Origin of the sequence: Thermosediminibacter litoriperuensis, from assembly GCF_008124715.1 — a bacterium.
Taxonomy (GTDB): domain Bacteria; phylum Bacillota; class Thermosediminibacteria; order Thermosediminibacterales; family Thermosediminibacteraceae; genus Thermosediminibacter; species Thermosediminibacter litoriperuensis.
In genome coordinates this window covers 1-23,312 of the sequence record NZ_VNHO01000022.1, presented here as the reverse complement: position 1 = coordinate 23,312, position 23,312 = coordinate 1, and the positions used below count along the sequence as shown (strand labels likewise).

Sequence of the window (23,312 nt, the reverse complement as noted above, 5' to 3'; positions counted from 1 at the left end):
TTGTAAAAATATCTATTTTTGATGAGGTTATTGTGAAAAGGGGGGTAATTATAAAGAAATTCGAGTTTGTGAAAATCTACAAATTTAGTAAGGAGGGGGTATTAAAAAGTAACTAACAGAAAATAACAACTCAAAATGAGGTGAGTTTAAACAATGAGCAGAGGAAAAATATTGCTTACAGGGAAAGACCTCACTATTGAAGAAGTAGTTAAGGTAGCAAGGGATAATTTTGAGGTGGAAATTTCTGAAGAGGCTTATGAAAGGGCGAAGAAATCAAGAGAATTGATTTTCGAGCTCGCTAAAAAAAATGTGCCCGTGTACGGCCTAAATAGGGGAGTAGGCGCAAATAAAGATAGGATAATAGATGAGCAGTTTTTTCATGAATACAATGTAAATCTTGTGCGCTCTCATTGTGTCGCGGTTGGGCCCGAAGCAAGCATTGAGGAAGTACGGGCAATGATGGTTGTTAGACTTAATACACTGCTCTTAGGGTGTACAGGCATACAACCGGAAATACTTTTAATGTATAAAGAAATGCTGAATAAGCACGTAACGCCTGTTGTACCCGAAAGGGGTTCGGTGGGAGAAGCGGATATCGCCTGTCTTTCTCACATAGCACTTGCTATGATAGGTGAAGGAGAAGCTTATTTTAACAAAGAAAAAATGCCCGCAAGCATAGCGCTTGAAAAAGCAGGATTAAAGCCGGTAAAATTAGGCCCGAAAGACGGTCTAGCCTTGGTAAGTTCGAATGCACTTTCAGCGGGTGAAGGATGTCTGGTGTTGTATGACGTCGACAATCTTGTTGATCTAGCAGATATGATATACTCTTTCAGCCTCGAAGCATTTAGAGGTAATGTATCTCCTCTTGATGAAAATGTAAATAAGGCAAGACCGTTCCCAGGGCAAAATGAAAGTGCTGCAAAAGTAAGAAATTATTTGAAGGGAAGCTATCTTTGGAAACCAAATATTGCAAATGCTTTACAAGATCCTTTGTGCTTTAGATGCGCCGTACACATACACGGAGCTGTACGAGACACTATAAGATTTTTGAAAGAAATGCTTTTAATTCAAATTAATTCATCTGATGACAACCCCTGCGTCCTTTTTAAGCAGGAAGATATAAAATCCTGTGGCAACTTTGAACCAATAAGTTGGACAATAGGATTTGAAGCGGTTGGTATTGCTTTAAGCCATCTTTCAAAAGCATCATGCTACAGAACGATAAAACTGAGTACAGAGCACTTCACAAAACTTGCAAGATTTTTAACGCCGGACCCTGAACATGTTATTGCATACGGCACGATACAAAAGCCTTTTGCTGCACTTGATGCAGAGATAAGACATCTTGCAAATCCCGTCAGCATGGATTTTTATGCTGTAGCAGGAGAAATAGAAGACCATGCCAACAATACTCCTTATGTTGTTCAAAAGACCAGAAAAATTGTAGATAACCTTTATTACATCCTTGGAATAGAAGCAATTCATGCAGCACAGGCTGCGGATTTAAGGAAAAACGAGCCCGATTTTAACTTAGGATTGGCAGGTCAGGTTGTATATGAAGAAATAAGAAGGCGCATACCGTTTTTAGATAAAGATAGGAATTTAACAGTAGATATACAAAAGGCATATGAGGTATTAAAAGGTGGAAGCATTCAGAAGAAAGTAAATGAATTATTAAAATCTTAGGAGGATTATTATGGTAAAAAGTAAAAAAATTAGATGGGAAGTATTTGCTCCTATGATGATTATTATAGCGGCTTCCATAATAACAGCGGCTGTTGCACCTGAAGAATTCTACAATGTGGAGAATAAAATAGTAGAATTTGCCATAAATACATTTGGTTGGCTCTTTGATTTGTTCGGTTTGTTTCTTGTCTTAATGTGCTTTTATCTCATGGTTTCAAAATACGGCGACATCAAATTCGGGGGGGCTGATGCTAAACCTGAATTTTCCAACTGGAGCTGGTTTGCAATAACTTTGACCTCAGGTATTGCAGTAGGAATATTATTTTGGGGTATTGCAGAGCCGCTCTACCACTTCTGTTCACCTCCCAAGGTGCTGGGGCTTGAGCCTTACACTGAAAATGCAGCTATTTTTGCCTTGTCTACGGCAACACTGCATTGGACTTTTACCCCCTATGCGATGTATACGATATCAGGACTTGTTGTATGCTTCACACATTATAATATGAAATTGCCTTATACACAGGGAGCAACTTTATACCCTATATTTAGGGAAAAGTCGTTCGGCATTGTAGGAAAAATCATCGACAACCTTTGCCTTTTTGCAATAATAGGAGGAGTCGCAGCATGCTTAGGCGTTGGAACATTGCAGATAGCAAGCGGGCTCAGCATACTAGCTGGCATAAAACCAGAACCCGCGGTGTGGAGTATTATAGTTATTATAATGACAGCAGCCTACATTTTATTTAGCTATATGGGAATTAAGAAAGGGATCAACTGGCTTGCAAGTCAGAATACAAAGCTCTTCCTGGGATTAATGTTATTTTTGGTTGTTTTTGGCCCAACAACATTTATATTTAAACTTGGAGCACAGTCGCTGGGGGATTATTTGCAAAACTTCTTTACAAAGTCTTTATGGCTCAGCCCCATAGATCAATCAGACTGGCCGAGATGGTGGACAATCTACTACTGGGCGATATGGCTTGCATATGCACCTACGAGTGGAATGTTCTTTGCAAGGCTTGCTTACGGAAGAACTGTCAAAGAGTTTATTCTTGTCAACCTTGTTGCAACTTCACTTTTTGGTTTGTTGTGGTTCTGGATATTCGGCGGTTCTGCCATATACTTCGAAATGATGAATAAAAATCTATGGAGCCTTGTATCCTCAGGAGGACTTGAAGCTTCTCTCTTTGCATTCCTAAAAAATATTCCGCTTTCATCTCTTTTAAGTTGGATAATGCTTGTAACAATAGGAATTTCATTTACCACGATGGCGGACTCAATGACAACAACTATAGCCGCAATGAACACAACAGGGAATACCAAAGACGATCCGGAGCCTCCGCAGTATATGAAAATATTATGGGGAGTAATCGTGGGATTAATGGCATTGATAACAGTAACTGTAGGAACCGGAGGTAAAATTTCAGGAATAGATGCAACCAAAATGATAGCAACTGTGGCAGGCTTCCCGATACTCTTTTACTGTATTGCCCAGTCTTATTCAATTATAAAATTTTTAATGAACAGGGAAAAATTCGACATCATATATTATCCTGAAACCGCTGAGAGAATAGAATACATAGAGGAATAAAAAAATTATTTTTATCCTGCAGCTGCTATAAAATACGGATACGGAAAAGAATATTAATTTGTAAAGCTGTGCATACTGGCACAGCTTTTTTCTCTATACGTTGATTGCCCTTTATGAGAACATGCGATGGTTCAAAAGGTATAATGCTGCTTCCAGAACTCCTCCCGCGATAGCCCTGGCCTTATCCGAAATCGTATAGCAATGTTCAACGATTCCTCTGGGGTCTACGTCCCCTATCTTCATTCCCTTCCAAACTTCAAAACCGTTCCTGATTATACCCCTCAAAACACCGCCTATTTTCGTTCTGACCTCCACATTCCCGATCATCGCTATCAATTCGCCTTCATTCACCGGCGAACCGATATCCCTGACAAGCCGTATCCTTCCCGCTGCAGGGGCGTATATAACCCTCTCCAGGGTGTAATTCATCACTTCTCCGGGTATGCCGGTATTCTCCGCCGCCCTCCCTTTCATTATCACCCGCCCCAGGTCGTGTCCCCGCAGGCTTTCCACCACTGCGTGGCAGTCCTCGCCCGCCGTGAATCCCGGCCCAACTCCGATGACCACGGGGGCCATGGACTTTCGCGTTCCCAGATTCTTTTTTGCTAGGATGGAATCCACAAGCACCACCGGTTTCAGGCCCTCCAGGCACTTCAGGTCCGGGTCGACCAGCACCGGTATCAACCCATTACGGCTCAAGTTAATGGCGTCTTCGACAGACCGGGCCAGCACCGCCTTTACTCCTTCCACTTCGGCTTCGCCGTCGTAAACGGCTTCCGAAAAGGCCACCTTCCTCCTTATACTGGTGGGAGCGGGTATCTCCGTCATGTATACGGAGAAGCCGCAACGGAAAAGCCGGTGGGCGATACCGCTGGCTATGTCCCCCGCACCCCTTATCAGCACACTAGTTTCCCCCATCTAGGACTTCTCCTTCCGGGAGAGCGGCATCCCGGTAGCGCTGTTCTTGACCATAAGGATTTCCGCCATTATGCTGACAGCTATCTCTTCGGGCGTCTCGGCGCCCAGGTCAAGACCCACGGGGGCGTACACCCCATCCAACAGATCCTGTGATACTCCTTCTTTTTTCAGCTGCTCAAAGCACTCGATTACTTTTTTCCTGCTTCCTATCATGCCGATATAGCGGGAGTTTCTGGAGAGCGCCGCTTTGAGAGTCTCTCTGTCATGGGCATGACCCCTTGTCGCAATAACTACAAAAGAATTTTCATCGATATTACACTTTTCGATTCCCTCGGCGAAGCTTTCCACCACCATTATCCTGTCCGCTTCGGGAAACCGTTCCCTGTTCGCCCACTCCTCCCTGTCATCGACGACGGTTATCTCAAAATCCAGAGTAGAGGCGATTTTGCTCACCCAGTAGCCCACATGACCGGCACCGGCAATCACCAGCTGCGGCTTGGACCTAAAAACCTCAATAAAAAGCTCCACTTCCCCGCCGCAGACCATTGGAAGACCGCCTTTGTCTTTATCCAACCGGTACTTTACCACTTTCGACCTGCCGGTCTTCAGGGAATCCAGCGATTCCCTTATGACCGTAGCCTCCAGTATGCCCCCGCCTATGGTGCCTTTAATTTCACCGCCGGGAAACACCAGCATCCTGGCGCTTCCATGGCGGGGAGCAGATCCTTCCGCTTTTATTACAGTCACCAGCGCAAAATTTTTTCTCTCTTTTTGAGCTTTCAGCACTTCTTCAAAGATATTCAATCGTTGTCCCTCCCTTTATTTAAAAAGTATCTATATCTTTAACGACGCCCTCGTCCTCCACATCCACCAGTCTTACTCTCTCAATATGGTTTTGAATTACGTTTCTTGCACCGATGTCACCGGACAGCTCCATTATTTTGGCTCTGAATTCAACGGAGATTATCGGTGGGTGGCCGCGTTTTCCGTCAAATACGGGTGCGACTATGTAGGGCCATTTTTCAAACTCCCTTATTAATAGATTAAGGGTCTCGGTTTTTACAAAAGGCATATCGCCGAGCATAACGGCAAAACCGTCGCAGCCGGCCGGCAGGCCGGATACCCCTTTTTTGAGGGAAGAGCTCATACCGGATTTAAAATCTGGGTTGTAAAGGACCGTCACTCCGTACATGTTACCCAGTTTCTCGCAGAAATCCTTTTCCTTTCCTGCCACGAGGATTACGCCGGCAAAGCGGGCCTTTACGGCGCTTTTCAGCACCCACTCGAGCATGGGTCTACCTCCTATGGGTTTTGAAAGCTTGTTCCCCCCTGCCCTCCTGCCTTCGCCGGCCGCCAGGATGATGCTGTAGATATTCATCCCAGTACCTCCAGATAAGGTTTGTCGCTTATAAACGAGCTCATCAAAATTATATCGGGCAGTACATCGCACCGCTTTCGCTGCTTTACCGCAAAGGCTATTTTTCGGGCTTTCAGCCTCGCCTCTTGATCATCGGCCTTATTCAGCACCAGAATTTTTCTTGCCCAATCTGGAGCGTTCTTGAAAAGACCGTTTCGCGAGGTCACCAGCGCAGCTACAATATCTTCGTCGATGGCGGCGCCGGGTTCAAACCCGAATTCGCGGGAGAATAGGCGCGCCCTGTGGAAGACCTCTTCGGTCAGCAGTTTTCCCATAGCGTCAAGGCCTATCACTCCCAGGACGCATGTGGTGCTCTCCGGCACCCTGGGCTCGTGGGCAGCAGGTGCTTTTATAGGCTTTCTTTTTGCACCGTCGGCTTCCACCAGCACGAAATCGAAGATGCGGCGTTTAAAAATGCGGTCCGCAAGACAGGGATCAATCCCAGTCATTTTACCTTCCGGCAAAACTTCTCTTCCGAGTATTACAATACCGGCATCCGTGTTGGATACTTTTTCAAAGGCTTTATCCTCGTCATCCTCTATTATCAAAACCCAATCCCGGGAATGACCCGGTACATACATCTTCGTGGTGGTTGTGAGCAACACCCTCTGCCGGCGCCCCGAGAGCCCCTTTGCCATCCTGAAAAGCAGGGTAGTCTTGCCGCCGCCTCCCACCGCTGAAATTAATCCCCCAAGGGCCGGTGTTATTGTTTTCAGAATATCCAAGATCCTCACCCCGAGACACAGAAGATGAGGGAAAAGGCCTCAACCTCCTGCCTTCAGCGTTTTACTTACCGGCAAAAATAGCAGTTCGGATAGCGGCACGGTTCGCAGCCCGAACAAAATCCGCCTTCTGCCATCGCGATAAAATCCTCTTTCTCCAGAATCTCACCGGCAAACACCCTGGGCAACACGGCATCTAGCACCGTCGTCCTGTAATACATGGCGCAGCCGGGCACCCCAATCAAAGCCGCCCTTCCGGCGTAAGCCATCATAAACATATTGCCCGGCTGGACCGGTGCGCCGTAGGTCACCACCCGGTCGGCGGTACTCCTTATCGCCGCCGGCGTCAAGTCGTCCGGGTCCACCGACATCCCGCCGGTCAGGATTATGAGGTCCGCTCCTTTTCCCTTAAAATTCTGTATGGCTTCCCGAATCTTTTCCACGTCATCGGGGCAAAAAACTTGGCCCAGGTATTCGGCTGCAAAATATTCCAGCTTCGCCCTCACGACCGGACCGAACTTATCCGCTATCCTGCCCTTATAGACCTCGTTGCCCGTCGTTATCAAGCCCGCTTTTAACCTCCTATAAGGTTTCACCTCAAAAACCGGTCCTTCTTTGCCGCAGAGTTCTTCAACCGTATTTATTTTTTCCTCCTCTATGACCAGTGGTATCACTCGGGCTCCGGCCAGTTTCCGGCCGGCTTCCACCGCAAAATTCCCCGGCAGGGACGCCACCGTCACGTATTCTATGGAATTTATCTCGTAGAGGAGTCGGCTTTTGACCTTAAAAAGGCCCTTCACCGTCGACTTCAAAGTCGTCTTTCCCTCGACAGGCTCGTCATAGACTATGTTGTCCCCGGCCACGGCCCTGGCTATTCTTAAGGCTGCTTCATCCTCGTGCACCTGGCCCTGCCGGGGTTCCCACACGTAGACGTGTTCCTTGCCTATCTTTAAAAGCTCTTCTATATCCTCTTCCCTTATTATGTGTCCCTTTTTAAAGGCCCGCCCTTTAAATTCCCCGGGGACTATTTTTGTTATATCCTGGCATAATATCATCCCTACAGCTCTCTCTACAGGAATTTTCTTCAAGTTAACCCCCTCCGCAAAAGATTTATTTCAGTTTATTTACTATTGACAAGAACACAAAAGAAATTATGAGAACGGACAAGGACCAGTACCAGGCAAGTTTCATATTTCCCGAGCCAACGGCAACATATATCGCCAGAGGAACCGTTTGTGTTTTTCCCGGAATGTTTCCCGCAATCATCAAGGTTGCCCCGAACTCCCCCAGTCCTCTCGCAAAACCTAATATGTACGCCGAAATCAAAAACCGAAAAGAAAGCGGTAAGGTGATGTATCTGAAGACCTGCCATTCGCTGGCACCGGAGGAACGCGCCGCATCTTCCAATTCCCTGTCAACCGAAGCCAAGCCGGCTTTTATCAACTGATAAACCAGGGGAAAAGTAATTATCACCGAAGCGATTACCGCAGCATACCATGTGAATAAAAGCGGCGTATTAAACAACGATTCCATAATTTTGCCTACCCAGCTTCTTCTGCCCAGGCTGTAAAGCAAAAGAAACCCGGTGACGGTTGGAGGAAGCACGAGGGGAAGAATAAGGACGGTTTCGACCAGCGTCTTGCCGGGAAATTTTTTTTTGGTCATAAACCATGCGGCGGCAATCCCTATAAAAAAAACAATAATACTGGAAACAAAAGCTATTCTTATTGAAACCAGTATGGGCATCAAAAATTCTTCCCACTCCACGGTATCATCTCTACCTTTTTAAGACTATAAACCTGTATTTTTCGAAGACTTTCGCCGCTTCCGCGCTCTGAAGGTATTCGTAAAAAACCAGGGCTTCCTTTATATTTTTCGATGTACCAACTACACCGACGGGATAAACGATAGGTTGATGAGATTTTTCATCTATGGAAAAAGCAATTTTTACGTCTCGCGAAGTGACAGCGTCGGTTTTATACGCAAAACCGGCATCCACATCACCCGATTCCACATAAGCCAGCAACTGACGAATGTCTTTCGTGAAAATGATTTTGGGTTTTAGCCCGTCCCATACGTTATAATAGGTTAAAGTTTCTCTTGCATAGCTACCGGCCGGAACCGTTTCAGGCTCACCTATCGCCAACCTTACTATTTCAGGTTTTAACAGGTCCTGTACCGACTGCGGGACAAATTCGGTATCACGGTGAATTATCAAAACGAGCTCATTAGCCAGTAAATCTGTGTGACGATGGATGAGTTTCTTTTCTATCAGACCTTCCATCTCTCTTTTACCGGCAGAAAAAAATATATCCACCCGAGCCCCCTGTTCGATCTGCCGCTGCAGCACCCCCGAGGGCCCAAAGTTTAACGTTACTTTAATACTTCCGTGTTTTTGCTCAAAATCTTTTGCAATTTCTTCAAGGCAGTTTTTCAGACTGGCAGCAGCCGAAATCGTAATTTCCGTTTGTTTACCAGGTGGCTTGCAACCGGCTAGAGCCGGTAAAAAAAACGCAAGTATAAAACAGAATAGCAACAACAGTAAATATCTTCTCGCCAAATTAACTAACCTCCAAAAACACTAGCGACATGGTTATACTTTTCATAGTATAACGGTGATAAAAATTAAAGCTATTCACTGAAAATAGTCTGGTAAAGATCCGCGAGAACCTCGTCGACCCTGTTACGAAAGGACTCGTACTTCGCCACAAGCAACCTGGCCTCATCGGTAAGTTCCGAACATCCCCCCTTCACCCCACCGACCCTGCTCCTTATAAGTTTAAACCCCAGCCTCTTTTCCAGGCCTTTTATCAGGTTCCAGGCATGAGAGTAGGACATGTTCATCTCCGATGCTGCCTGCTTCAGCGACCCGCTCCTTTCTACCCTCTTCAGGATATCCAACGGGCCGTCACCGAAAGCCTTGCCGTTGTTTTCAAGCCAGATTTTATACTTCAGTTTTAAACGGCTCATATTTTGACCACCTAATTATTAATTCGATGAAGATTTGTATTTTCCTTTGTAGAATTTCTATAAAACTACAAATATATACTATAAATATGTACATAAGAATTTACATGAATTGAACAGTTAATACCCGGTAATTATAAATTTAAAAGGAGGTAATAAAATGCCCGTAAAAAATGCAAGGACTGCGGATTTTCTACGTTCCGCCTACGGTGGCGAAAGCATGGCACATATGAGGTACCTGTTGTGGGGGGAGATAGCTGAAAAGGAAGGATTCAAAAACATCGCCAGACTCTTTGAAGCCATTTCCTACGCCGAAAGAGTGCATGCCAGCAATCATTTTCATGAAATCGGTGGAGAAACAAGTGATGCCACGGTTGCCGCCGGTGGCGTTTTCGGCGTCGGAAAAACTGTTGATAACCTGCAAGGTGCAATTAACGGCGAACTGCACGAAGTAGAGCAGATGTATCCTGTTTACCTAAATACAGCCCGGTTCCAGAATGAAACGGGAGCGGAAAGATCTTTTCATTTTGCGCTGGAGGCGGAGAAAATTCATGCTAAATTATTCAAGGATGCCCAGAATGCTGCAAAACAGGGCAAGGATATTGAATTGAAGGCTGTTTATATCTGTCCGGTATGCGGTCATACAGTCCTTGATGAGGCGCCGGACAAATGTCCGATATGCGGAGCGAGTAAGGAAATGTTTAAAGCGTTTTGACATGATTTATTCTGAAAAGTTAACAGCCGTGCGAATGCATTCGCACGGCTGTTATTTTAATTTGCCTATCCTGCCGGGAGGCCATATGCGGTATACGGCCTTACCGACCACCAGCTTTCTGGGTACGTAATTATTTTCCCAGAACCTGCTGTCTTTAGAATTATTCCTGTTGTCACCCATCATGAAATAGTGTCCCTCCGGCACCTTATAAGGCCCGTAACTGCCTATCATGGGCTCGTTTAGATAGGGCTCATCCACGGGGTTGTCGTTAATATACAGCCTCCCGTCCCTTATCTCCACCACGTCGCCACCCAATCCTATCAGGCGTTTGACAAAGGTCTGCCTGGGATCGTCCGGGTACTTGAAGACCACTATGTCTCCCCTTTTTAGAGGCTCAAACCTATAGATATATTTGTTAACCAGAATCCTGTCGCCAATGTTGATAGTGGGTATCATAGAGCCCGTCGGCACTATCATAGGCTCAAATATGTAGGTTCTTATGGCTAGAGCTATCACCAGCGCAAAGGCTATAGACTTTATCCAATCCGCGATCTCTTTTTTCAAATTGTCGTTCATGCGATCACCCATACAAAAGTGCTTTTTTCTATTATAACACTTTATTTATTATAACACAAAAAAATAAAAAAAGGCCATCAAAAATATTCCCTCAGCGCCCGTTCGACGGCGCTGCATAATTTATACTGAAAATCGGCGTTTTGCAAAAGCCTCCGGTCTGCAGCGTTTGTCATAAATCCCAGTTCTATTATGACCCCCGGGGAATTGGCATTGCACAACAGAAAAAGCGAGGAATTGGCGTAAGGTTTTCTCTTCCTGACTTCCTGCCCCGCCAATTTATAAGCTTCTTCCAGTTGAGTCTGTATTAACTCCGCGAGCCGCCGGCTTTCTGCGCTTTCTCTGTAATAAAAGACCATCGGGCCCCGAGTGGCCGGTGAGCCCCTTTCGGCATTTACGTGGATGCTGAGGTAAATATCCGGATTAACTTCGTTGATTATATCCACCCTTGCGATGAGATCCCTCTTGTGACGGGAATTACTCTTATTGTTCCTGTGGTCCAGGGACTCGTCTTTCGTTCGTGTCATTACCACCTTTGCTCCGCTTTTTTCCAGAACGTTTTTCAGTTTGGTGGCAACCGCAAGGTTTATGTGCTTTTCAAGAATGCCGTCACGGTGATATGTCCCCCCGTCTATACCTCCGTGACCCGGATCTATCACCACGGTCTTACCGGCCAGGGGGGATCGCGCCCAAAAAACCGGCCGTACCCGGTTCGCTTTCCAAAAGACTAAAAACGCTACCGCCGCAAGAAAAACAAATAACACTGCAGAAACTTTAAAACGGAAAGTTTTCCTCAGCATACACTCATAACCATCCCCCTTCTTGCGTTCTTTACTAAAAATATTTTCAAAAAGGGGGTTATATGAGTTTTATTCAAAAATTTTTGTAATAGAGTGCAAAAAAATATGGCCGAAATAGGCCATATTTTTTATAGAAGGTTTACACTGCTTAGCAGCTCTTTTTATTTTCGCGGGTTTCACCCCCGCAGGTCGATCTTCCCCTTACCGAGGAAGCCGCCATGCAAAGGAGATCGATAAACGCCGCCAGAAGATACGCATCCCTCAGAGCCGTTATAAAGGCAGTGTCCAGGAGCACCCGGTCCGGATAGGGAAGAATCTTCATGTAGTAACTGTTGCGAGCTGAAAAAAAGCCGCTCCCAATGGCCACTCCCACTACCATGCCCACGTTTCTCATGGTGGCCAGCACACCGGACGCCACTCCCTGGCGGTCCATGGGCGCACTGCCCATAACGGAACTGTTGTTAGGTGTCTGAAAAAGTCCGTTACCTATTCCGAAGAGCATCAGCCTCCAGACCACATCCGGAATTCCAGCATTAAGTCCCAGGTTGCCCATTAAAAAAAGTGCAGCCGCACTCGTAAAGGCACCCAGGGTGCTGAGCAGCAGGGAACCCAACTTATCGGACAGCATGCCGCTCAAGGGAGCTACGAAAAGCACCGTCAGAGGAAAAGCAGTCATTATACCACCGACCTGGCCGGGCGAAAATCCAGCCCTGTTCAGGTAAAAGGGTGTAAGGAAAACCATTATGTACTGGGCCGTGAAATTGAGAAGACAGCTCAAATTCCCGGCGGTAAACGTGCGGTTGCAGAAAAGCTTCAGATCCAGCATCGGGTCTTCCGCTTTTTTTTCGTGCATAACGAAAGCCGCGAAAGCCACTAGCGATATCACAACCAGCGAACGCGCATATACCGATGACCAACCCAGTTCCTGCCCTTTGCTGATGTAAAGGAGCAGCGCCGTTAAAAAGGAAAGGCCCAGCACAGCCCCCGGGACATCAAATTTTGCATGTTTAAGGTTCTGACCGGCGGGAAGAACTCTTTTCGCCAACAGGTATCCCCCGATGCCTATAGGGATGTTTATTAAAAATATGGACCTCCAGCCTAACGCATACAGCAGAAATCCTCCTACGGACGGGCCTATGGATAAACCTGCCGCCACGGCAACCGCATTAAACCCCAGAGCCTTTCCCCTTTCCTGCCGGGGAAAAGTCGTGGTGATGATAGCGGGGGCTACGGCCATCATCATTCCCGCTCCAGCTGCCTGAAGGGCCCTCGCCAGTATTAAAAATCCTATAAAGGGCGACAGTCCGCAGAGCGCCGATGCCGCCGTAAATACAAGCATTCCCCGGAGGAAAAGTCTCTTGTAGCCTATCACATCACCGAGCCTCCCGTAGGTCAGGAGAAGTCCGCTCAGGACCAGGAGGTATACCATGGATACCCAGCTAATAGTCGTGATATCCGCATTAAAAACCATGGAAAGCGTGGGCATGGCCACATTGACGGCGCTACCGTCAAGGGGCCCCATGATACTGCCTATCAATACAGCAATGAGAATCTTGTACTTTTCCTGTACTTCAAATCCCATAGTTCACACCTACCTGAAGGAATTGATAAAATATGGTTTCGCATATTTTTATAATTTTCTTTATTTTCATAATAAATAAAGTAACAGAAGGTTTGAGCAGGGGGGTAATTCATTTATTTTTTTTGCCCAGTCTAACTACATACTTCATCCTGCCCTCTTCCCTGTACCTGTGAACCCAGGTGGGAATTTCCTCGGCGCGGACCACGGATACCAGGTTTTCCTCCGGGTCCTTTTCCAGGGTTACCTTAAGTATGACGCCTTCGTCGGTATGAGGAAAACTTTGCGCCGAAATGAAATTTCCCAGGGAATAGGCTATGTATTTTTTCGAAGTCCTCCCCCACGCATCTTCCACCTCAACCCATTCGCCCGGTTGGACCACGTGAGGGTGACTCGCTACTATCAGATCGGCTCCTCCGATTATGAGCTGGTGAGCCAATTTTCTTTGTTCTGTTGACGGCTGCCGGTGGTACTCCTGTCCGAAATGAAGGTACACCACCACTGCATCGGCCTCATTTCTGGCGGACCTTATGTCCTCCAGCATTATTTCCGGATTTATGAGGTTAACCAGGTAAGGTTTATCTTTCGGAAGGGGGATGCCGTTTGTGCCGTAGGTATACGCAAGGAAAGCGATCCTGACGCCGTTGACTTCCTTTAGAACGGGCTTCTCCCGGTCTTCCTGGGATTTATTTGTGCCGACGGGGGTGAGACCCTTTTCCTCGAGCACCCTTAAAGTTCTCAGGGCTCCTTCTTCCCCCCTGTCCAGCGAATGGTTGTTGGCGGTCATGATAACGTCAAAACCCGCGTCTTTTAATGCGTCGGCAATCTCGTCGGGGCTGTTGAACCGGGGATACCCGGTAAATTTGCGCGCTGCACCCGCCAGCGTCGTCTCAAGATTCGCCATAGAAAGGTCGGCCGAAGATATAACGTGTTTTACCTCGTTAAAAAACTCCGAATAATCAAAACGCCCGGTTTTCGCATCATAGCCGGACCATATCTGGCCTATATGCATCATGACATCGCCCACCGCTATAAGGCTAAGGGTGGGGTTTTCGGCGCCATTCTTATGGCTTTCCCCAATACCGGCTGCTCTTGCAGCATCCGAGTAGCCCGCCGTCGTGGCCGCATCCCGCCAGGATACGCCGAACTTCAATCCGGCAATCATAAGAAGTGCCGAAACTACCACGGCGGCAATTTTAACAGGATTTCTCATCAGCACACTTCCCCGCCATATTATTTGGGCCCTGCGAAAGAGCCCTTTATTTCAAAGAAGGTCTTCTCTTCCCATCTTTTTAAGCTGCTCCACGACTTTTTTAACTTCCTGGGCCTTTCTCTTGGGGCATACCAGTATAGCATCGCAGGTCTCGACTACTATCATTTCCTCCAGTCCCACAGCGGCGATGAGCCGGCCGCTGGAGTATATAATGCTGTTCCTGGTCTCAATATCGACGTAGTCCCCCCGCGTAATATTTCCGTTTTCATCGGGGGGAATTACGGTGCCCAGCGAATCCCAGCTGCCTACATCGCTCCACCCGAAATCCCCCGGGATAACGGCCACGTTCACGGCTCTTTCCATTATGCCGTAATCTATGGAGATGTTGGGCAGGGTGGGATACACCTTCTCGATGACTTCTTTTTCTGCGGGGGTCCCTATGTATTCTTCCACTTCAACCAGTTTGCTGTAGAGCCTCGGGAGGAAGCGTTCGAAACTTGACAAAATCACCGAAGTCTTCCAGACGAACATACCGCTGTTCCACAGGTAGTTTCCGCTTTCTACATACGCCTTTGCTTTGGGCACGTCGGGCTTTTCTACGAATTCTATCACCTCAAAGGCGGTCTTATCTTCCGCCTGTATACCCCTTTCCCTGTCGAAATTGATATAACCGTAGCCTGTAGAGGGGAAGGTAGGCGTTATACCCATGGTTACCAGTTTTCCTGAGCTTTCGGCCAAGCTAAAAGCCGCATTTAAAACCCTCTGAAATTCATGGGTATTTTTTATGTAATGATCGGAAGGAAAGACACCCATTACCGCGTCGCCGCTCCTCTTCTTTATTACTAGAGAAGCATAGGCGATACAGGCGGCGGTATTTCTGCCTACGGGTTCCAGCAGGATGTTTTCATGCGGAATCTCGTCCGAGACCACTTTTTTTAACATTTTTTCCTGAGCCTTATTGGTAACAATAAGAATCCGCTCGGGCGGAATGATGTCTTTTATCCTTTTGATAGTGTCGTTTATCATAGTATCTTCGCCGGTTATGTTAAGGAACTGTTTGGGAGTGGACGTGCGGCTCAACGGCCAGAAACGGGTTCCTCCGCCTCCCGCCATTATAACCCCGTATCTTTCCATAGCATTCCCCCCATCAAGCATTACAAATATATTCTCCCCTAAAACTGCCGGTTATATCGCCCTTTACTATTAATATATCATATAAAAAGCTGGAAAAAAAAGACCTTCGGGAGGTCTTTCGCTACTTTTTCTGATTAAATAAATTTTTAATATTTTCTTCAAAGGGCGGGTATATGATTCCCTTTTCGGTGATAAAGGCCGTAATATTCTCGGCCGGCGTGACGTCAAAAGCCGGATTGTAGACCTTAATACCTTCAGGGGCTGTTCTCTTTCCAAAACTGCATGCCACTTCCTCGGGATTCCTTTGCTCTATAGGGATGTCTTCCCCTCTTTTGGTATTAAGATCGATCGTTGGGGTCGGAGCCGCCACGTAAAAGGGTATGCCGTAATATTTTGCCAGTATAGAGAGGCCGAGGGTTCCTATCTTGTTGGCGGTATCACCGTTGGCCGCAACCCTGTCGCACCCTACGATAACCGCGTCAACCCAGCCCTTAGACATAACCATCGCAGCCATGTTATCGCATATGAGAGTCACGTCAATGCCCGCTTCCTTCAGCTCTAGGGCTGTAAGGCGCGAGCCCTGGTTTACGGGCCTGGTCTCATCGGCAAATACCCTGATCTTCCAACCTTTTTCGTGAGCCAGATATATCGGGGCTGTGGCCGTTCCGTAACGGGCTGTGGCGAGCTGTCCTGCATTACAGTGGGTAAGAACTCCGGCGCCTTCCCGTAACAGCGTCACACCGTATTCTCCGATTTTACGGCAGATCTCCTCGTCCTCCCTGTGGATTGCCTCGGCTTCCTCTTTTACCAGCCTTCTTATTTCAGAAACCGGAAGGTGTCTTGACTCCACAACCTTATTCTCCATCCGGGCAAGCGCCCAGAACAGGTTGACCGCCGTTGGCCTTGAGGATGCCAGGTAGTCCGATTTCTCTTTGACGTATCTCCAGAAGGAGTCAAAATCGGTATCCGGGGCCTCTCTGGCCGCAAAATAAAACCCGTAGGCCGCTGCAATTCCAATAGCGGGAGCGCCTCTCACTTCAAGGGCCCTTATGCTATCCCAGATCTCTTCTACGGTGGTCTTTTTCCGGTACTTTATTTCGTTGGGCAAAAGCCTCTGATCGAGCATAAGTAAGTGTTCTCCGTCCCATATCAATGACAAGAGTCCCGTCTTTGACATAATAAAAACCCCCCGGCATCTATTTTAACATGCCGGGGAGCCGGTAACAAGGGCAATACGTCGTATTATTTTAATTAAGCCGCGTTTAACTTCATGCGCTGGGCTATCTTATCCACAATAATAGCGATGGCGTTATCGCCGGACACGTTGCACGCTGTTCCGAAGCTGTCCTGGGTCAGATAGAGAGCGATCATAAGGGCCAGCTGCGCTTCGGTGAAGCCCAGCATGCTCTGGAGTATGCCCAGAGCCGCCATGACCGCACCGCCGGGTACGCCCGGAGCGGCCACCATGGTGACGCCGAGCATCATTATGAATCCCGCCAGCTTCGCCAGCGTAACCGGCATACCGTTCAGCATCATTACCGCAATTGCGCAGGTAGTCAGCGTTATGGTGCTGCCGGAAAGGTGAATGGTGGCGCACAGGGGAATGACGAATTCCCTTATACCCTCCGATACCCCGTTGTTTCTGGCGCACTCCAGATTTACCGGAATGGTGGCTGCGGAGGACTGGGTGCCTATTGCAGTCAAGTAGCCGGGAATCTGGTTCTTGAGCGCCATGATCATATTCTTTCCGCTGTAGAGGCTTGCCACCAGGAACTGTAACAGAATTATGGTAATGTGGGAGGCGATGACTATAACGAAAACCTTGCCGAACACCGATAGAATTCTTGCAACTTCTCCCGCATGGGTCATATTGGCGAATATACCGGCTATATGAACGGGCAAAAGCGGAATTATGACCTTAGTAATGATCATCTGGACGATCTTTTGGAATTCGGACATAAAATTATACATGGTCTTTTCCTTTAATGCCGCCATTCCTATACCCAGGATGAAGGCTATCACCAGGGCTGACATAACTCCAAAGAGGGGCGGCATGTCTACGGTGAAGAAGGGCTTTAAAAGGGCTTCTTCCGGGTTGGTAGCCGCAAACTGGCTGTTTACCTGGATGATTCTGGGCAGCAGGGTTGTGGAAACCCCAAAGGCGAAAAACCCGCTTATCAGAGTTGAAAGATAAGCTATGGCTGTCGTTATGCCCAGCAGTTTACCGGCACCGGTGCCGAGTTCTGCGATACCGGGCGCTACGAATCCGACTATTATCAGGGGTATTACAAATCCGAGGAAATTCCCGAATATGGAGTTGAAGGTGGCGAGAATTCGAACAACCGGAGCGGGTGTAAATTGACCTATGAGTATACCTAGAATAATTGCAATAATAAGTCTGGGCAGCAGCCCCAAATTATAGCTTTTCATTAAGTTGTACCTCCTTTAAAGATTTAAATTTTTTCACTCAATCTTTTGCCCGTCGGTGTTACGGCAACTCCACCCATAGCGGTTTCCTTTAACCTGTCGGGCATCATACGCCCGACTTCCTTCATGGCGATTATCACTTCGTCGGGGGGAATCACGCTTTCAATACCGGCCATAGCCATATCTGCAGCCAGAATGGCTTCCACAGCTCCCATGGCGTTGCGCTTTACGCAGGGCACCTCCACCAGGCCCGCCACGGGATCGCATACAAGTCCCATCACTGCCTTCAACGCCATGGCGACCGCATGGGCGGCCTGTCTGGGGCTTCCCCCGGCCAGCTCAACGACGGCGGCAGCAGCCATAGCGGAAGCAGCACCGCACTCCGCCTGACAGCCTCCTTCGGCACCGGAGATTGTGGCATTGAGGGCAATTATCCTTCCCACCGCAGAGGCGGTGAAAAGACTGTCCACGATTTCGTCATCGCTTTTTGACAGCTTTTCTCCTACCGTCAAAACAGCTCCGGGCAGTATGCCGCAGGAACCAGCCGTGGGAGCGGCCACGATCTTCCCCATGGAGGCATTGACGTTTGATACCGCCATGGCTCTTGCGGCGGCCTTCGCCACGGTACTACCCGCCAGGGCCGTGCCGGCGGCATTCCACATCTTCCTGCCTTCCCCGCCCGTGATGCCGCTTATTGAGCGAATTTCACCGGCCACTCCCCGATTTGCGGCTTCCTTCATTACTTCAAAATAAGACCTCATCCTCTGGAAGAGCTCCTCTTCGGTACTGCCCGTAGATTTTGCCTCCAGTTCCCTGACTAGGGCGGATATCTTACAGTCTCTTTTTTCAGCCGATATTACCAATTCCTCTATAGTTCTTATCATCTTTTCCACCTTTACACGGGTAATATTAGCAATACGCGACATATGTCTTCAATGCTTGCCAGAACCTCTTTTATTCCTTCGGGTAACGGCTCGTCGGTTTCTATGATCATCAGCGCTTTTTCACCCTTCGTCTTTCTTGAGACCCTCATCCGGGCGATATTAAACCCCTTTTCCGCCAGGTGTGTCGTGACACGGGCTACTATTCCGGGCCTGTCCCTGTGCACGGTAATAATGGTTGGATATTCTCCCGAAAAATCCACCTCGAATCCGTCGACAGCCGTAATCTTGACCCGGCCGCCGCCGATGGAACAGCCCATAACCTCGGTTTTTCTCGTAGCTCCTTCCAGCGCGAACAGGGCGGTATTGGGATGCAGGCTATCATCATCTTCGCCAGCGACCAGTTCGTATACCAGTCCCCTTTTCCCGGCCTCCTCGAAAGAGGTTTTTATCCTCTCGTCATCGGGAGCAAATCCCAAAAGACCCGCGATCAAGGCTTTATCGGTGCCGTGACCGCGGCCCGTTTTGGCAAAGGAATTGTAAACGATTATCCGGGCCCTCCTCGGTTCTTCTCCCAGAATATTCCTGGCCATATTCCCCAGTCTAACGGCTCCCGCCGTATGGGAGCTGGAAGGGCCGATCATCACAGGTCCTATAATGTCAAACAGGTTCAAATTTTATCACCCCTTAATCCCCCGATATCCCTCCTTAATGTTCATATTTTATTGAATACTTATACTGTAATTGTGCTGTTCAAGCACATCTTTTAACCTCCGAACGTGCTCTTCGTCCGCCGTCTCCAGTTCCAGCTCCACCTTCGCATATCCTATGGGTACATCTTTGGTAGACCTGCTGTGGGCGACGGAAAGCACGTTGGCCCCGGTTTCGGCTATAAGGTTCAGAAGTCTCCAGAGGGTTCCGGGCTTATCAGGTATGAAAGTGTCGACAAATATTTTCCGCCCGCTTTTTACGAGTCCCTTATCAATGACCCTCGCCAGGATATTTACGTCGATGTTGCCACCACTTACTACAGCTACAACCCTCTTATTCTTTATACCGTTCATGCGGTTCAGTATCGCTGCTACGGCTACCGCTCCGGCCCCTTCGGAAACCACCTTGGCCCTTTCCAGCAGAAGAAGTATAGCATTGGCGATTTCGTCTTCATCCACCGTAACTATGTCGTCCACGTATTTTTGTACCATTTCGAAGGTTAGGTCTCCCGGTGTTTTAACCGCTATGCCGTCGGCGATGGTAGGCACTCCCTCTACCGTGGTTATGGTCTTTTTTGAAATTGAGACGGCCATGGACGGCATGTTGCTGGTCTGTACCCCTATCACTTTGACGTCCGGCTTCACGCTTTTGGCAGCGAAGGCTACACCCGATATCAAGCCCCCGCCTCCGATGGGTACTACAATTACATCGGTCTCGGGCAGGTCTTCGATTATCTCAAGCCCGATGGTACCCTGTCCCGCGATCACCAGCGGGTCGTTAAACGGGTGGATGAAGGTTGCTCCGGTTTCCTCCTGGATTTTTTTTGCCATGGCGTAGGCCTCGTCGTATACATTGCCGTGCAGCACCACTTCTGCACCGTACTTTTTCGTGGCGGAAACTTTGGACAGGGGGGCGTGCTTGGGCATAACTATCGTGGATTTTATGCCGTAGGACGTGGCTCCCAGGGCGACACCCTGGGCGTGGTTGCCCGCCGAAGAGGCGATTACACCTCTTCTCTTTTCCTCCTCGGTCAGGTGGGCTATCTTGTTGTAGGCACCCCGCAGCTTAAAGGAGCCTGTCTTCTGTAGATTTTCCATCTTCAGGTATACGTTGTTGCCGCTCATCTCGCTGAAAGTGGTGTTGTGTACCAGACCTGTCTTGTATGCCACGTTTTTCAGTACTTCCCTAGCTTCCCTTACATCTTCCAGAGTTAATTTCAATTTTTTGACCCCCTCATTTTTAAACGCACAGGCCTGGTTACCTGTGCGCTATTACCTCGACCTCTATGAGTACCCCTTTCGGCAGCCTGCTCACCTCGACGCAGGACCGGGCCGGCGGGTTTTCTCCAAAGTAGCCGGCGTAAATCTCGTTAACTTTAGCGAAATCGTCCATGTTGGTGATGAATACAGTGGTCTTGACCACATTGCTGAAATCCATGCCAGCCGCCTGGAGGATGTTTTTTACGTTTTCCATAACCTGCCGGGTCTGGGCTTCGATACCGCCCTCAACGACTTCTCCGGTTGCAGGGTTTATGGCAACCTGACCGGAGGCAAATAAGAAGTCCCCGACCATGATGGCCTGAGAATAGGGTCCTATGGCTTTGGGGGCCATGTCGGTTTTGATCACTTTTTTCATTTTTTATCGTCTCCTTCCTTAATTTATTAATTTATAATTAAAGGTCGCTGTTCCTCCTGCTGAGGTAGCGGTAAATGGTGTTTTCGGATGTCTTTAAGTGCCTTGCCACCTCGGTGATTGCTCCTTTAAGCAAAAATACGCCCTTTTCACTCAATTTATGGACAACCCCCATTTTTTCTTCGGGGGACATACGCTCCGGCGGTATGTTTACTTCTGCCACCGTTTTTTCAATTATCGAGTGCATCAGCTCTTCCAGGGAAGGGGTCAGGTGCTCCGGCACCTCTTTCCTGTCTTCTTTAAAGGTGTTCTGGTCCTGGGGCTCCCCGTTTATATTCATTATGAAATCTTCGATAAAACGCTTTGCCGTATAAGCGGCGCTCAGGTCTATGTTAACGCACAGCATTCCGGCTATATCTCCATCCTCGTCTTTTATAAAAAAGGTGGAGGAGCGCAGTAACTTTCCATCTTTCGTTTTTCCCGGGTAATTTATAAGGTAATCTTTTTCCAAATAGGCCTTTTCTTTCAAGAGCTTCAACCCCAGGTCGGTGAGGGGCCCGCCTACCTGCCGGCCGCTGATGTGGTTGTTTTTTATGGCTACTATGGAAGTCTCCACATTTTTCACATCATGCAGTACGACCTCGCAGAAAGGACCGACGATGCCGGCGATGAAATCCACCAAGGGAATGTAGGTTTTAAATAGATCACTTTTCCTCTTTCCCATATTATTGACATCCTTTCTGAATATAATATTCTACTTAATAATAAAAAATCCTTCTTGTCATAAAAATTTTTTATCATGGTGGTAATATTATTTTCATTATAAAAGAATATTTTGGGTAAAATGTAGGAATTTTCGTCCGCATCTTCGTGCAACCTGTCAATTTATGTAGAGCCGCCAAGGGTGTAATATATTATCGGATAAAAAAGTCGGGAGGGGAGATAATGGCCAGCGTAGTCTTTAAAAACGTAAACAAGACTTACCCCGGCGGAGTCAAGGCGGTAAGCGATTTCAACCTGGAAATCGCCGATAAGGAATTCGTGGTACTGGTAGGTCCGTCAGGCTGCGGCAAATCCACAACCCTGCGGATGGTGGCGGGTCTGGAGGAAATTTCTTCGGGAGAACTTTACATAGGTGACCGGCTGGTAAACGACGTGCCCCCGAAGGACCGGGATATCGCTATGGTTTTCCAGAACTACGCCCTCTATCCTCACATGAGCGTGTACGACAATATGGCCTTCGGGCTGAAGCTCAGAAAGGTGCCCAAGGCCGAAATAGACAGGAAGGTAAGGGAAGCCGCGAAGATCCTCGGAATTGAAGAACTGCTCAACAGGAAACCCAAAGCTCTGTCCGGGGGTCAGAGGCAGCGCGTAGCCCTGGGAAGAGCTATTGTGCGTGAACCCAAGGTTTTCCTCATGGACGAACCGCTGTCCAACCTCGACGCCAAGCTCAGAGTGCAGATGAGGACCGAACTGTCAAAACTGCACCAGAGGCTGCAGACCACTTTTATATACGTCACCCACGACCAGACCGAAGCCATGACTATGGGAGACCGGATAGTAGTCATGAAAGACGGGCTCATCCAGCAGGTGGATACGCCCAAGAGGATTTACGACCATCCGGCCAATATATTTGTGGCCGGTTTCATCGGAAGCCCTCAGATGAACTTCTTAGAAGGGTATCTTTCCGGCGAGGGGGATAAGGTCTATATAAACTTCGACCATACGAAACTCCTGGTACCCGAAGGTGTGAAAAAGAAGATAGACCCCTCGTACATCGGCAAAGAGGTCGTAATGGGCATCAGGCCCGAAGACATCCACGACGAACCTGCTTTCCTCGATTATTTTCCGGAATACTGCTTCGAAGTGAACGTGGACGTGGTCGAACTCATGGGATCCGAAACTTACCTTTACCTGAACTTCCAAGACAAGACCCTGACGGCCAGAGTCGACCCCAGGAGCAGCGCGCGGCCCGGCGACAGGATCAAAATAGGATTCGATATGAACAAACTTCACCTTTTCGATAAGGTGACGACAAAAAGGATAATGGAATGATTCAAAGCCCCTGACCTTTTTTACGGTTAGGGGTTTTAATATTTTTTCGCCGGGAAGCTGGCACTTCCGCTGAACCGCCAGCAGTTATGTGATCTGGCAAAATATACACCAACGGTAACATAGTTTTCCAGAAATAATTTTTTAATATTTGCTCTAACATTTTTTCTATAATTCTATCTTAATTTTTTTACCGTAAAATGCAATATTAAATGCGACACATTTTTTGGAAACCCGAATGATGTTGGGTTTTTCAATCATGAAGGCTGAAGTTCGTAAGTTAGTCGCTCTATT

The 23,312-nt window shown here is 47.9% G+C and carries 24 protein-coding genes; 4 read left to right on the top strand and 20 right to left on the bottom strand.

Features of this window, described 5'->3' with window-relative positions:
• The first annotated feature begins 153 nt into the window (after window positions 1-153).
• Together LZ11_RS09195 and LZ11_RS09190 are read left to right on the top strand one after the other, a co-directional pair.
• Complete coding sequence (locus LZ11_RS09195; protein ID WP_148867602.1) at window positions 154-1,686, top strand: HAL/PAL/TAL family ammonia-lyase; 1,533 nt, start codon at window positions 154-156, stop codon at window positions 1,684-1,686.
• A 10-nt stretch (window positions 1,687-1,696) separates the two neighbouring features.
• Window positions 1,697-3,277 (top strand): BCCT family transporter, encoded by a 1,581-nt coding sequence (locus LZ11_RS09190; RefSeq protein WP_148867601.1) that lies wholly within the window; start codon window positions 1,697-1,699, stop codon window positions 3,275-3,277.
• A 111-nt stretch (window positions 3,278-3,388) separates the two neighbouring features.
• Here the strand turns inward: LZ11_RS09190 and yqeB are convergent, their stop codons facing one another.
• The 8 genes from yqeB to LZ11_RS09150 form a co-directional block, all read right to left on the bottom strand.
• Window positions 3,389-4,195 carry a selenium-dependent molybdenum cofactor biosynthesis protein YqeB gene (gene yqeB, locus LZ11_RS09185; protein ID WP_148867600.1) on the bottom strand — a complete coding sequence of 269 codons (807 nt, stop codon included), beginning with the start codon at window positions 4,193-4,195 and terminating at the stop codon, window positions 3,389-3,391.
• Window positions 4,196-4,999 carry an XdhC family protein gene (locus LZ11_RS09180; RefSeq protein ID WP_148867599.1) on the bottom strand — a complete coding sequence of 268 codons (804 nt, stop codon included), beginning with the start codon at window positions 4,997-4,999 and terminating at the stop codon, window positions 4,196-4,198.
• A 19-nt stretch (window positions 5,000-5,018) separates the two neighbouring features.
• A complete protein-coding gene (locus LZ11_RS09175) occupies window positions 5,019-5,573 on the bottom strand; it encodes a nucleotidyltransferase family protein (protein WP_148867598.1) in 555 nt (184 codons plus the stop codon).
• Complete coding sequence (yqeC, locus tag LZ11_RS09170) at window positions 5,570-6,337, bottom strand: selenium cofactor biosynthesis protein YqeC (protein ID WP_148867597.1); 768 nt, start codon at window positions 6,335-6,337, stop codon at window positions 5,570-5,572. The genes LZ11_RS09175 and yqeC overlap by 4 nt, the downstream gene beginning before the upstream one ends.
• Window positions 6,338-6,402: 65 nt before the next feature.
• On the bottom strand, window positions 6,403-7,422 hold the full coding sequence (locus LZ11_RS09165; RefSeq protein ID WP_148867596.1) for a molybdopterin-binding protein: 1,020 nt from the start codon (window positions 7,420-7,422) through the stop codon (window positions 6,403-6,405).
• Window positions 7,423-7,444: 22 nt separating this feature from the next.
• Complete coding sequence (modB, locus tag LZ11_RS09160; RefSeq protein WP_148867595.1) at window positions 7,445-8,080, bottom strand: molybdate ABC transporter permease subunit; 636 nt, start codon at window positions 8,078-8,080, stop codon at window positions 7,445-7,447.
• A gap of 31 nt (window positions 8,081-8,111) precedes the next feature.
• The gene (modA, locus tag LZ11_RS09155) at window positions 8,112-8,894 is read right to left on the bottom strand and encodes a molybdate ABC transporter substrate-binding protein (protein WP_148867594.1); all 783 of its coding nucleotides are present in this window, start codon (window positions 8,892-8,894) and stop codon (window positions 8,112-8,114) included.
• 71 nt (window positions 8,895-8,965) lie between these two features.
• A complete protein-coding gene (locus LZ11_RS09150; RefSeq protein ID WP_148867593.1) occupies window positions 8,966-9,304 on the bottom strand; it encodes a winged helix-turn-helix domain-containing protein in 339 nt (112 codons plus the stop codon).
• Window positions 9,305-9,461: 157 nt separating this feature from the next.
• Here LZ11_RS09150 and LZ11_RS09145 point away from each other — a divergent pair, with 157 nt between their 5' ends.
• The gene (locus LZ11_RS09145) at window positions 9,462-10,016 is read left to right on the top strand and encodes a rubrerythrin family protein (RefSeq protein WP_148867592.1); all 555 of its coding nucleotides are present in this window, start codon (window positions 9,462-9,464) and stop codon (window positions 10,014-10,016) included.
• A 51-nt stretch (window positions 10,017-10,067) separates the two neighbouring features.
• On the opposite strand, the gene lepB is transcribed toward LZ11_RS09145, so the two are convergent.
• The 12 genes from lepB to LZ11_RS09085 all read right to left on the bottom strand — a co-directional run bounded on the left by lepB (window position 10,068) and on the right by LZ11_RS09085 (window position 21,690).
• A complete protein-coding gene (lepB, locus tag LZ11_RS09140) occupies window positions 10,068-10,592 on the bottom strand; it encodes a signal peptidase I (RefSeq protein ID WP_148867591.1) in 525 nt (174 codons plus the stop codon).
• A gap of 77 nt (window positions 10,593-10,669) precedes the next feature.
• On the bottom strand, window positions 10,670-11,389 hold the full coding sequence (locus tag LZ11_RS09135; RefSeq protein WP_148867590.1) for an N-acetylmuramoyl-L-alanine amidase family protein: 720 nt from the start codon (window positions 11,387-11,389) through the stop codon (window positions 10,670-10,672).
• Between the two features lie 148 nt (window positions 11,390-11,537).
• Window positions 11,538-12,971: an MFS transporter gene (locus LZ11_RS09130; RefSeq protein WP_148867589.1), complete on the bottom strand. Its 1,434-nt coding sequence runs from the start codon at window positions 12,969-12,971 to the stop codon at window positions 11,538-11,540.
• Between the two features lie 109 nt (window positions 12,972-13,080).
• On the bottom strand, window positions 13,081-14,181 hold the full coding sequence (locus LZ11_RS09125) for a CapA family protein (protein WP_148867588.1): 1,101 nt from the start codon (window positions 14,179-14,181) through the stop codon (window positions 13,081-13,083).
• 51 nt (window positions 14,182-14,232) lie between these two features.
• The gene (locus LZ11_RS09120; RefSeq protein WP_148867587.1) at window positions 14,233-15,315 is read right to left on the bottom strand and encodes a mannose-1-phosphate guanylyltransferase; all 1,083 of its coding nucleotides are present in this window, start codon (window positions 15,313-15,315) and stop codon (window positions 14,233-14,235) included.
• 121 nt (window positions 15,316-15,436) lie between these two features.
• Window positions 15,437-16,492, bottom strand: coding sequence for an S-methyl-5-thioribose-1-phosphate isomerase (mtnA, locus tag LZ11_RS09115; protein ID WP_148867586.1), 1,056 nt, complete (start codon window positions 16,490-16,492; stop codon window positions 15,437-15,439).
• Window positions 16,493-16,566: 74 nt separating this feature from the next.
• Window positions 16,567-17,745: a dicarboxylate/amino acid:cation symporter gene (locus LZ11_RS09110; RefSeq protein ID WP_148867585.1), complete on the bottom strand. Its 1,179-nt coding sequence runs from the start codon at window positions 17,743-17,745 to the stop codon at window positions 16,567-16,569.
• A gap of 23 nt (window positions 17,746-17,768) precedes the next feature.
• Entirely contained in the window at window positions 17,769-18,626 is an 858-nt protein-coding gene (gene sdaAA / locus LZ11_RS09105; protein ID WP_148867584.1) for an L-serine ammonia-lyase, iron-sulfur-dependent, subunit alpha, read from the bottom strand.
• Between the two features lie 11 nt (window positions 18,627-18,637).
• Window positions 18,638-19,297, bottom strand: a complete 660-nt coding sequence (sdaAB, locus tag LZ11_RS09100; RefSeq protein ID WP_148867583.1) for an L-serine ammonia-lyase, iron-sulfur-dependent subunit beta — start codon at window positions 19,295-19,297, stop codon at window positions 18,638-18,640.
• 48 nt (window positions 19,298-19,345) lie between these two features.
• On the bottom strand, window positions 19,346-20,554 hold the full coding sequence (gene ilvA, locus LZ11_RS09095; protein ID WP_148867582.1) for a threonine ammonia-lyase: 1,209 nt from the start codon (window positions 20,552-20,554) through the stop codon (window positions 19,346-19,348).
• A gap of 37 nt (window positions 20,555-20,591) precedes the next feature.
• Window positions 20,592-20,969 (bottom strand): RidA family protein, encoded by a 378-nt coding sequence (locus LZ11_RS09090; RefSeq protein ID WP_148867581.1) that lies wholly within the window; start codon window positions 20,967-20,969, stop codon window positions 20,592-20,594.
• A 37-nt stretch (window positions 20,970-21,006) separates the two neighbouring features.
• A complete protein-coding gene (locus LZ11_RS09085) occupies window positions 21,007-21,690 on the bottom strand; it encodes a helix-turn-helix transcriptional regulator (RefSeq protein WP_148867580.1) in 684 nt (227 codons plus the stop codon).
• 221 nt (window positions 21,691-21,911) lie between these two features.
• Here LZ11_RS09085 and LZ11_RS09080 point away from each other — a divergent pair, with 221 nt between their 5' ends.
• Window positions 21,912-23,021, top strand: coding sequence for an ABC transporter ATP-binding protein (locus LZ11_RS09080; protein ID WP_148867579.1), 1,110 nt, complete (start codon window positions 21,912-21,914; stop codon window positions 23,019-23,021).
• The last annotated feature ends 291 nt before the right edge of the window (window positions 23,022-23,312 follow it).

Coding starts and splice junctions, on each gene's coding strand:
- LZ11_RS09195 (WP_148867602.1), top strand. CDS start 154: ATGAGCAGAGGAAAAATATTGCTTACAGGGAAAGACCTCACTATTGAA.
- LZ11_RS09190 (WP_148867601.1), top strand. CDS start 1,697: ATGGTAAAAAGTAAAAAAATTAGATGGGAAGTATTTGCTCCTATGATG.
- yqeB (WP_148867600.1), bottom strand. CDS start 4,195: ATGGGGGAAACTAGTGTGCTGATAAGGGGTGCGGGGGACATAGCCAGC.
- LZ11_RS09175 (WP_148867598.1), bottom strand. CDS start 5,573: ATGAATATCTACAGCATCATCCTGGCGGCCGGCGAAGGCAGGAGGGCA.
- modB (WP_148867595.1), bottom strand. CDS start 8,080: ATGCCCATACTGGTTTCAATAAGAATAGCTTTTGTTTCCAGTATTATT.
- LZ11_RS09150 (WP_148867593.1), bottom strand. CDS start 9,304: ATGAGCCGTTTAAAACTGAAGTATAAAATCTGGCTTGAAAACAACGGC.
- LZ11_RS09145 (WP_148867592.1), top strand. CDS start 9,462: ATGCCCGTAAAAAATGCAAGGACTGCGGATTTTCTACGTTCCGCCTAC.
- lepB (WP_148867591.1), bottom strand. CDS start 10,592: ATGAACGACAATTTGAAAAAAGAGATCGCGGATTGGATAAAGTCTATA.
- LZ11_RS09135 (WP_148867590.1), bottom strand. CDS start 11,389: ATGCTGAGGAAAACTTTCCGTTTTAAAGTTTCTGCAGTGTTATTTGTT.
- LZ11_RS09130 (WP_148867589.1), bottom strand. CDS start 12,971: ATGGGATTTGAAGTACAGGAAAAGTACAAGATTCTCATTGCTGTATTG.
- LZ11_RS09125 (WP_148867588.1), bottom strand. CDS start 14,181: ATGAGAAATCCTGTTAAAATTGCCGCCGTGGTAGTTTCGGCACTTCTT.
- LZ11_RS09120 (WP_148867587.1), bottom strand. CDS start 15,315: ATGGAAAGATACGGGGTTATAATGGCGGGAGGCGGAGGAACCCGTTTC.
- mtnA (WP_148867586.1), bottom strand. CDS start 16,492: ATGTCAAAGACGGGACTCTTGTCATTGATATGGGACGGAGAACACTTA.
- LZ11_RS09110 (WP_148867585.1), bottom strand. CDS start 17,745: ATGAAAAGCTATAATTTGGGGCTGCTGCCCAGACTTATTATTGCAATT.
- sdaAA (WP_148867584.1), bottom strand. CDS start 18,626: ATGATAAGAACTATAGAGGAATTGGTAATATCGGCTGAAAAAAGAGAC.
- LZ11_RS09090 (WP_148867581.1), bottom strand. CDS start 20,969: ATGAAAAAAGTGATCAAAACCGACATGGCCCCCAAAGCCATAGGACCC.
- LZ11_RS09085 (WP_148867580.1), bottom strand. CDS start 21,690: ATGGGAAAGAGGAAAAGTGATCTATTTAAAACCTACATTCCCTTGGTG.
- LZ11_RS09080 (WP_148867579.1), top strand. CDS start 21,912: ATGGCCAGCGTAGTCTTTAAAAACGTAAACAAGACTTACCCCGGCGGA.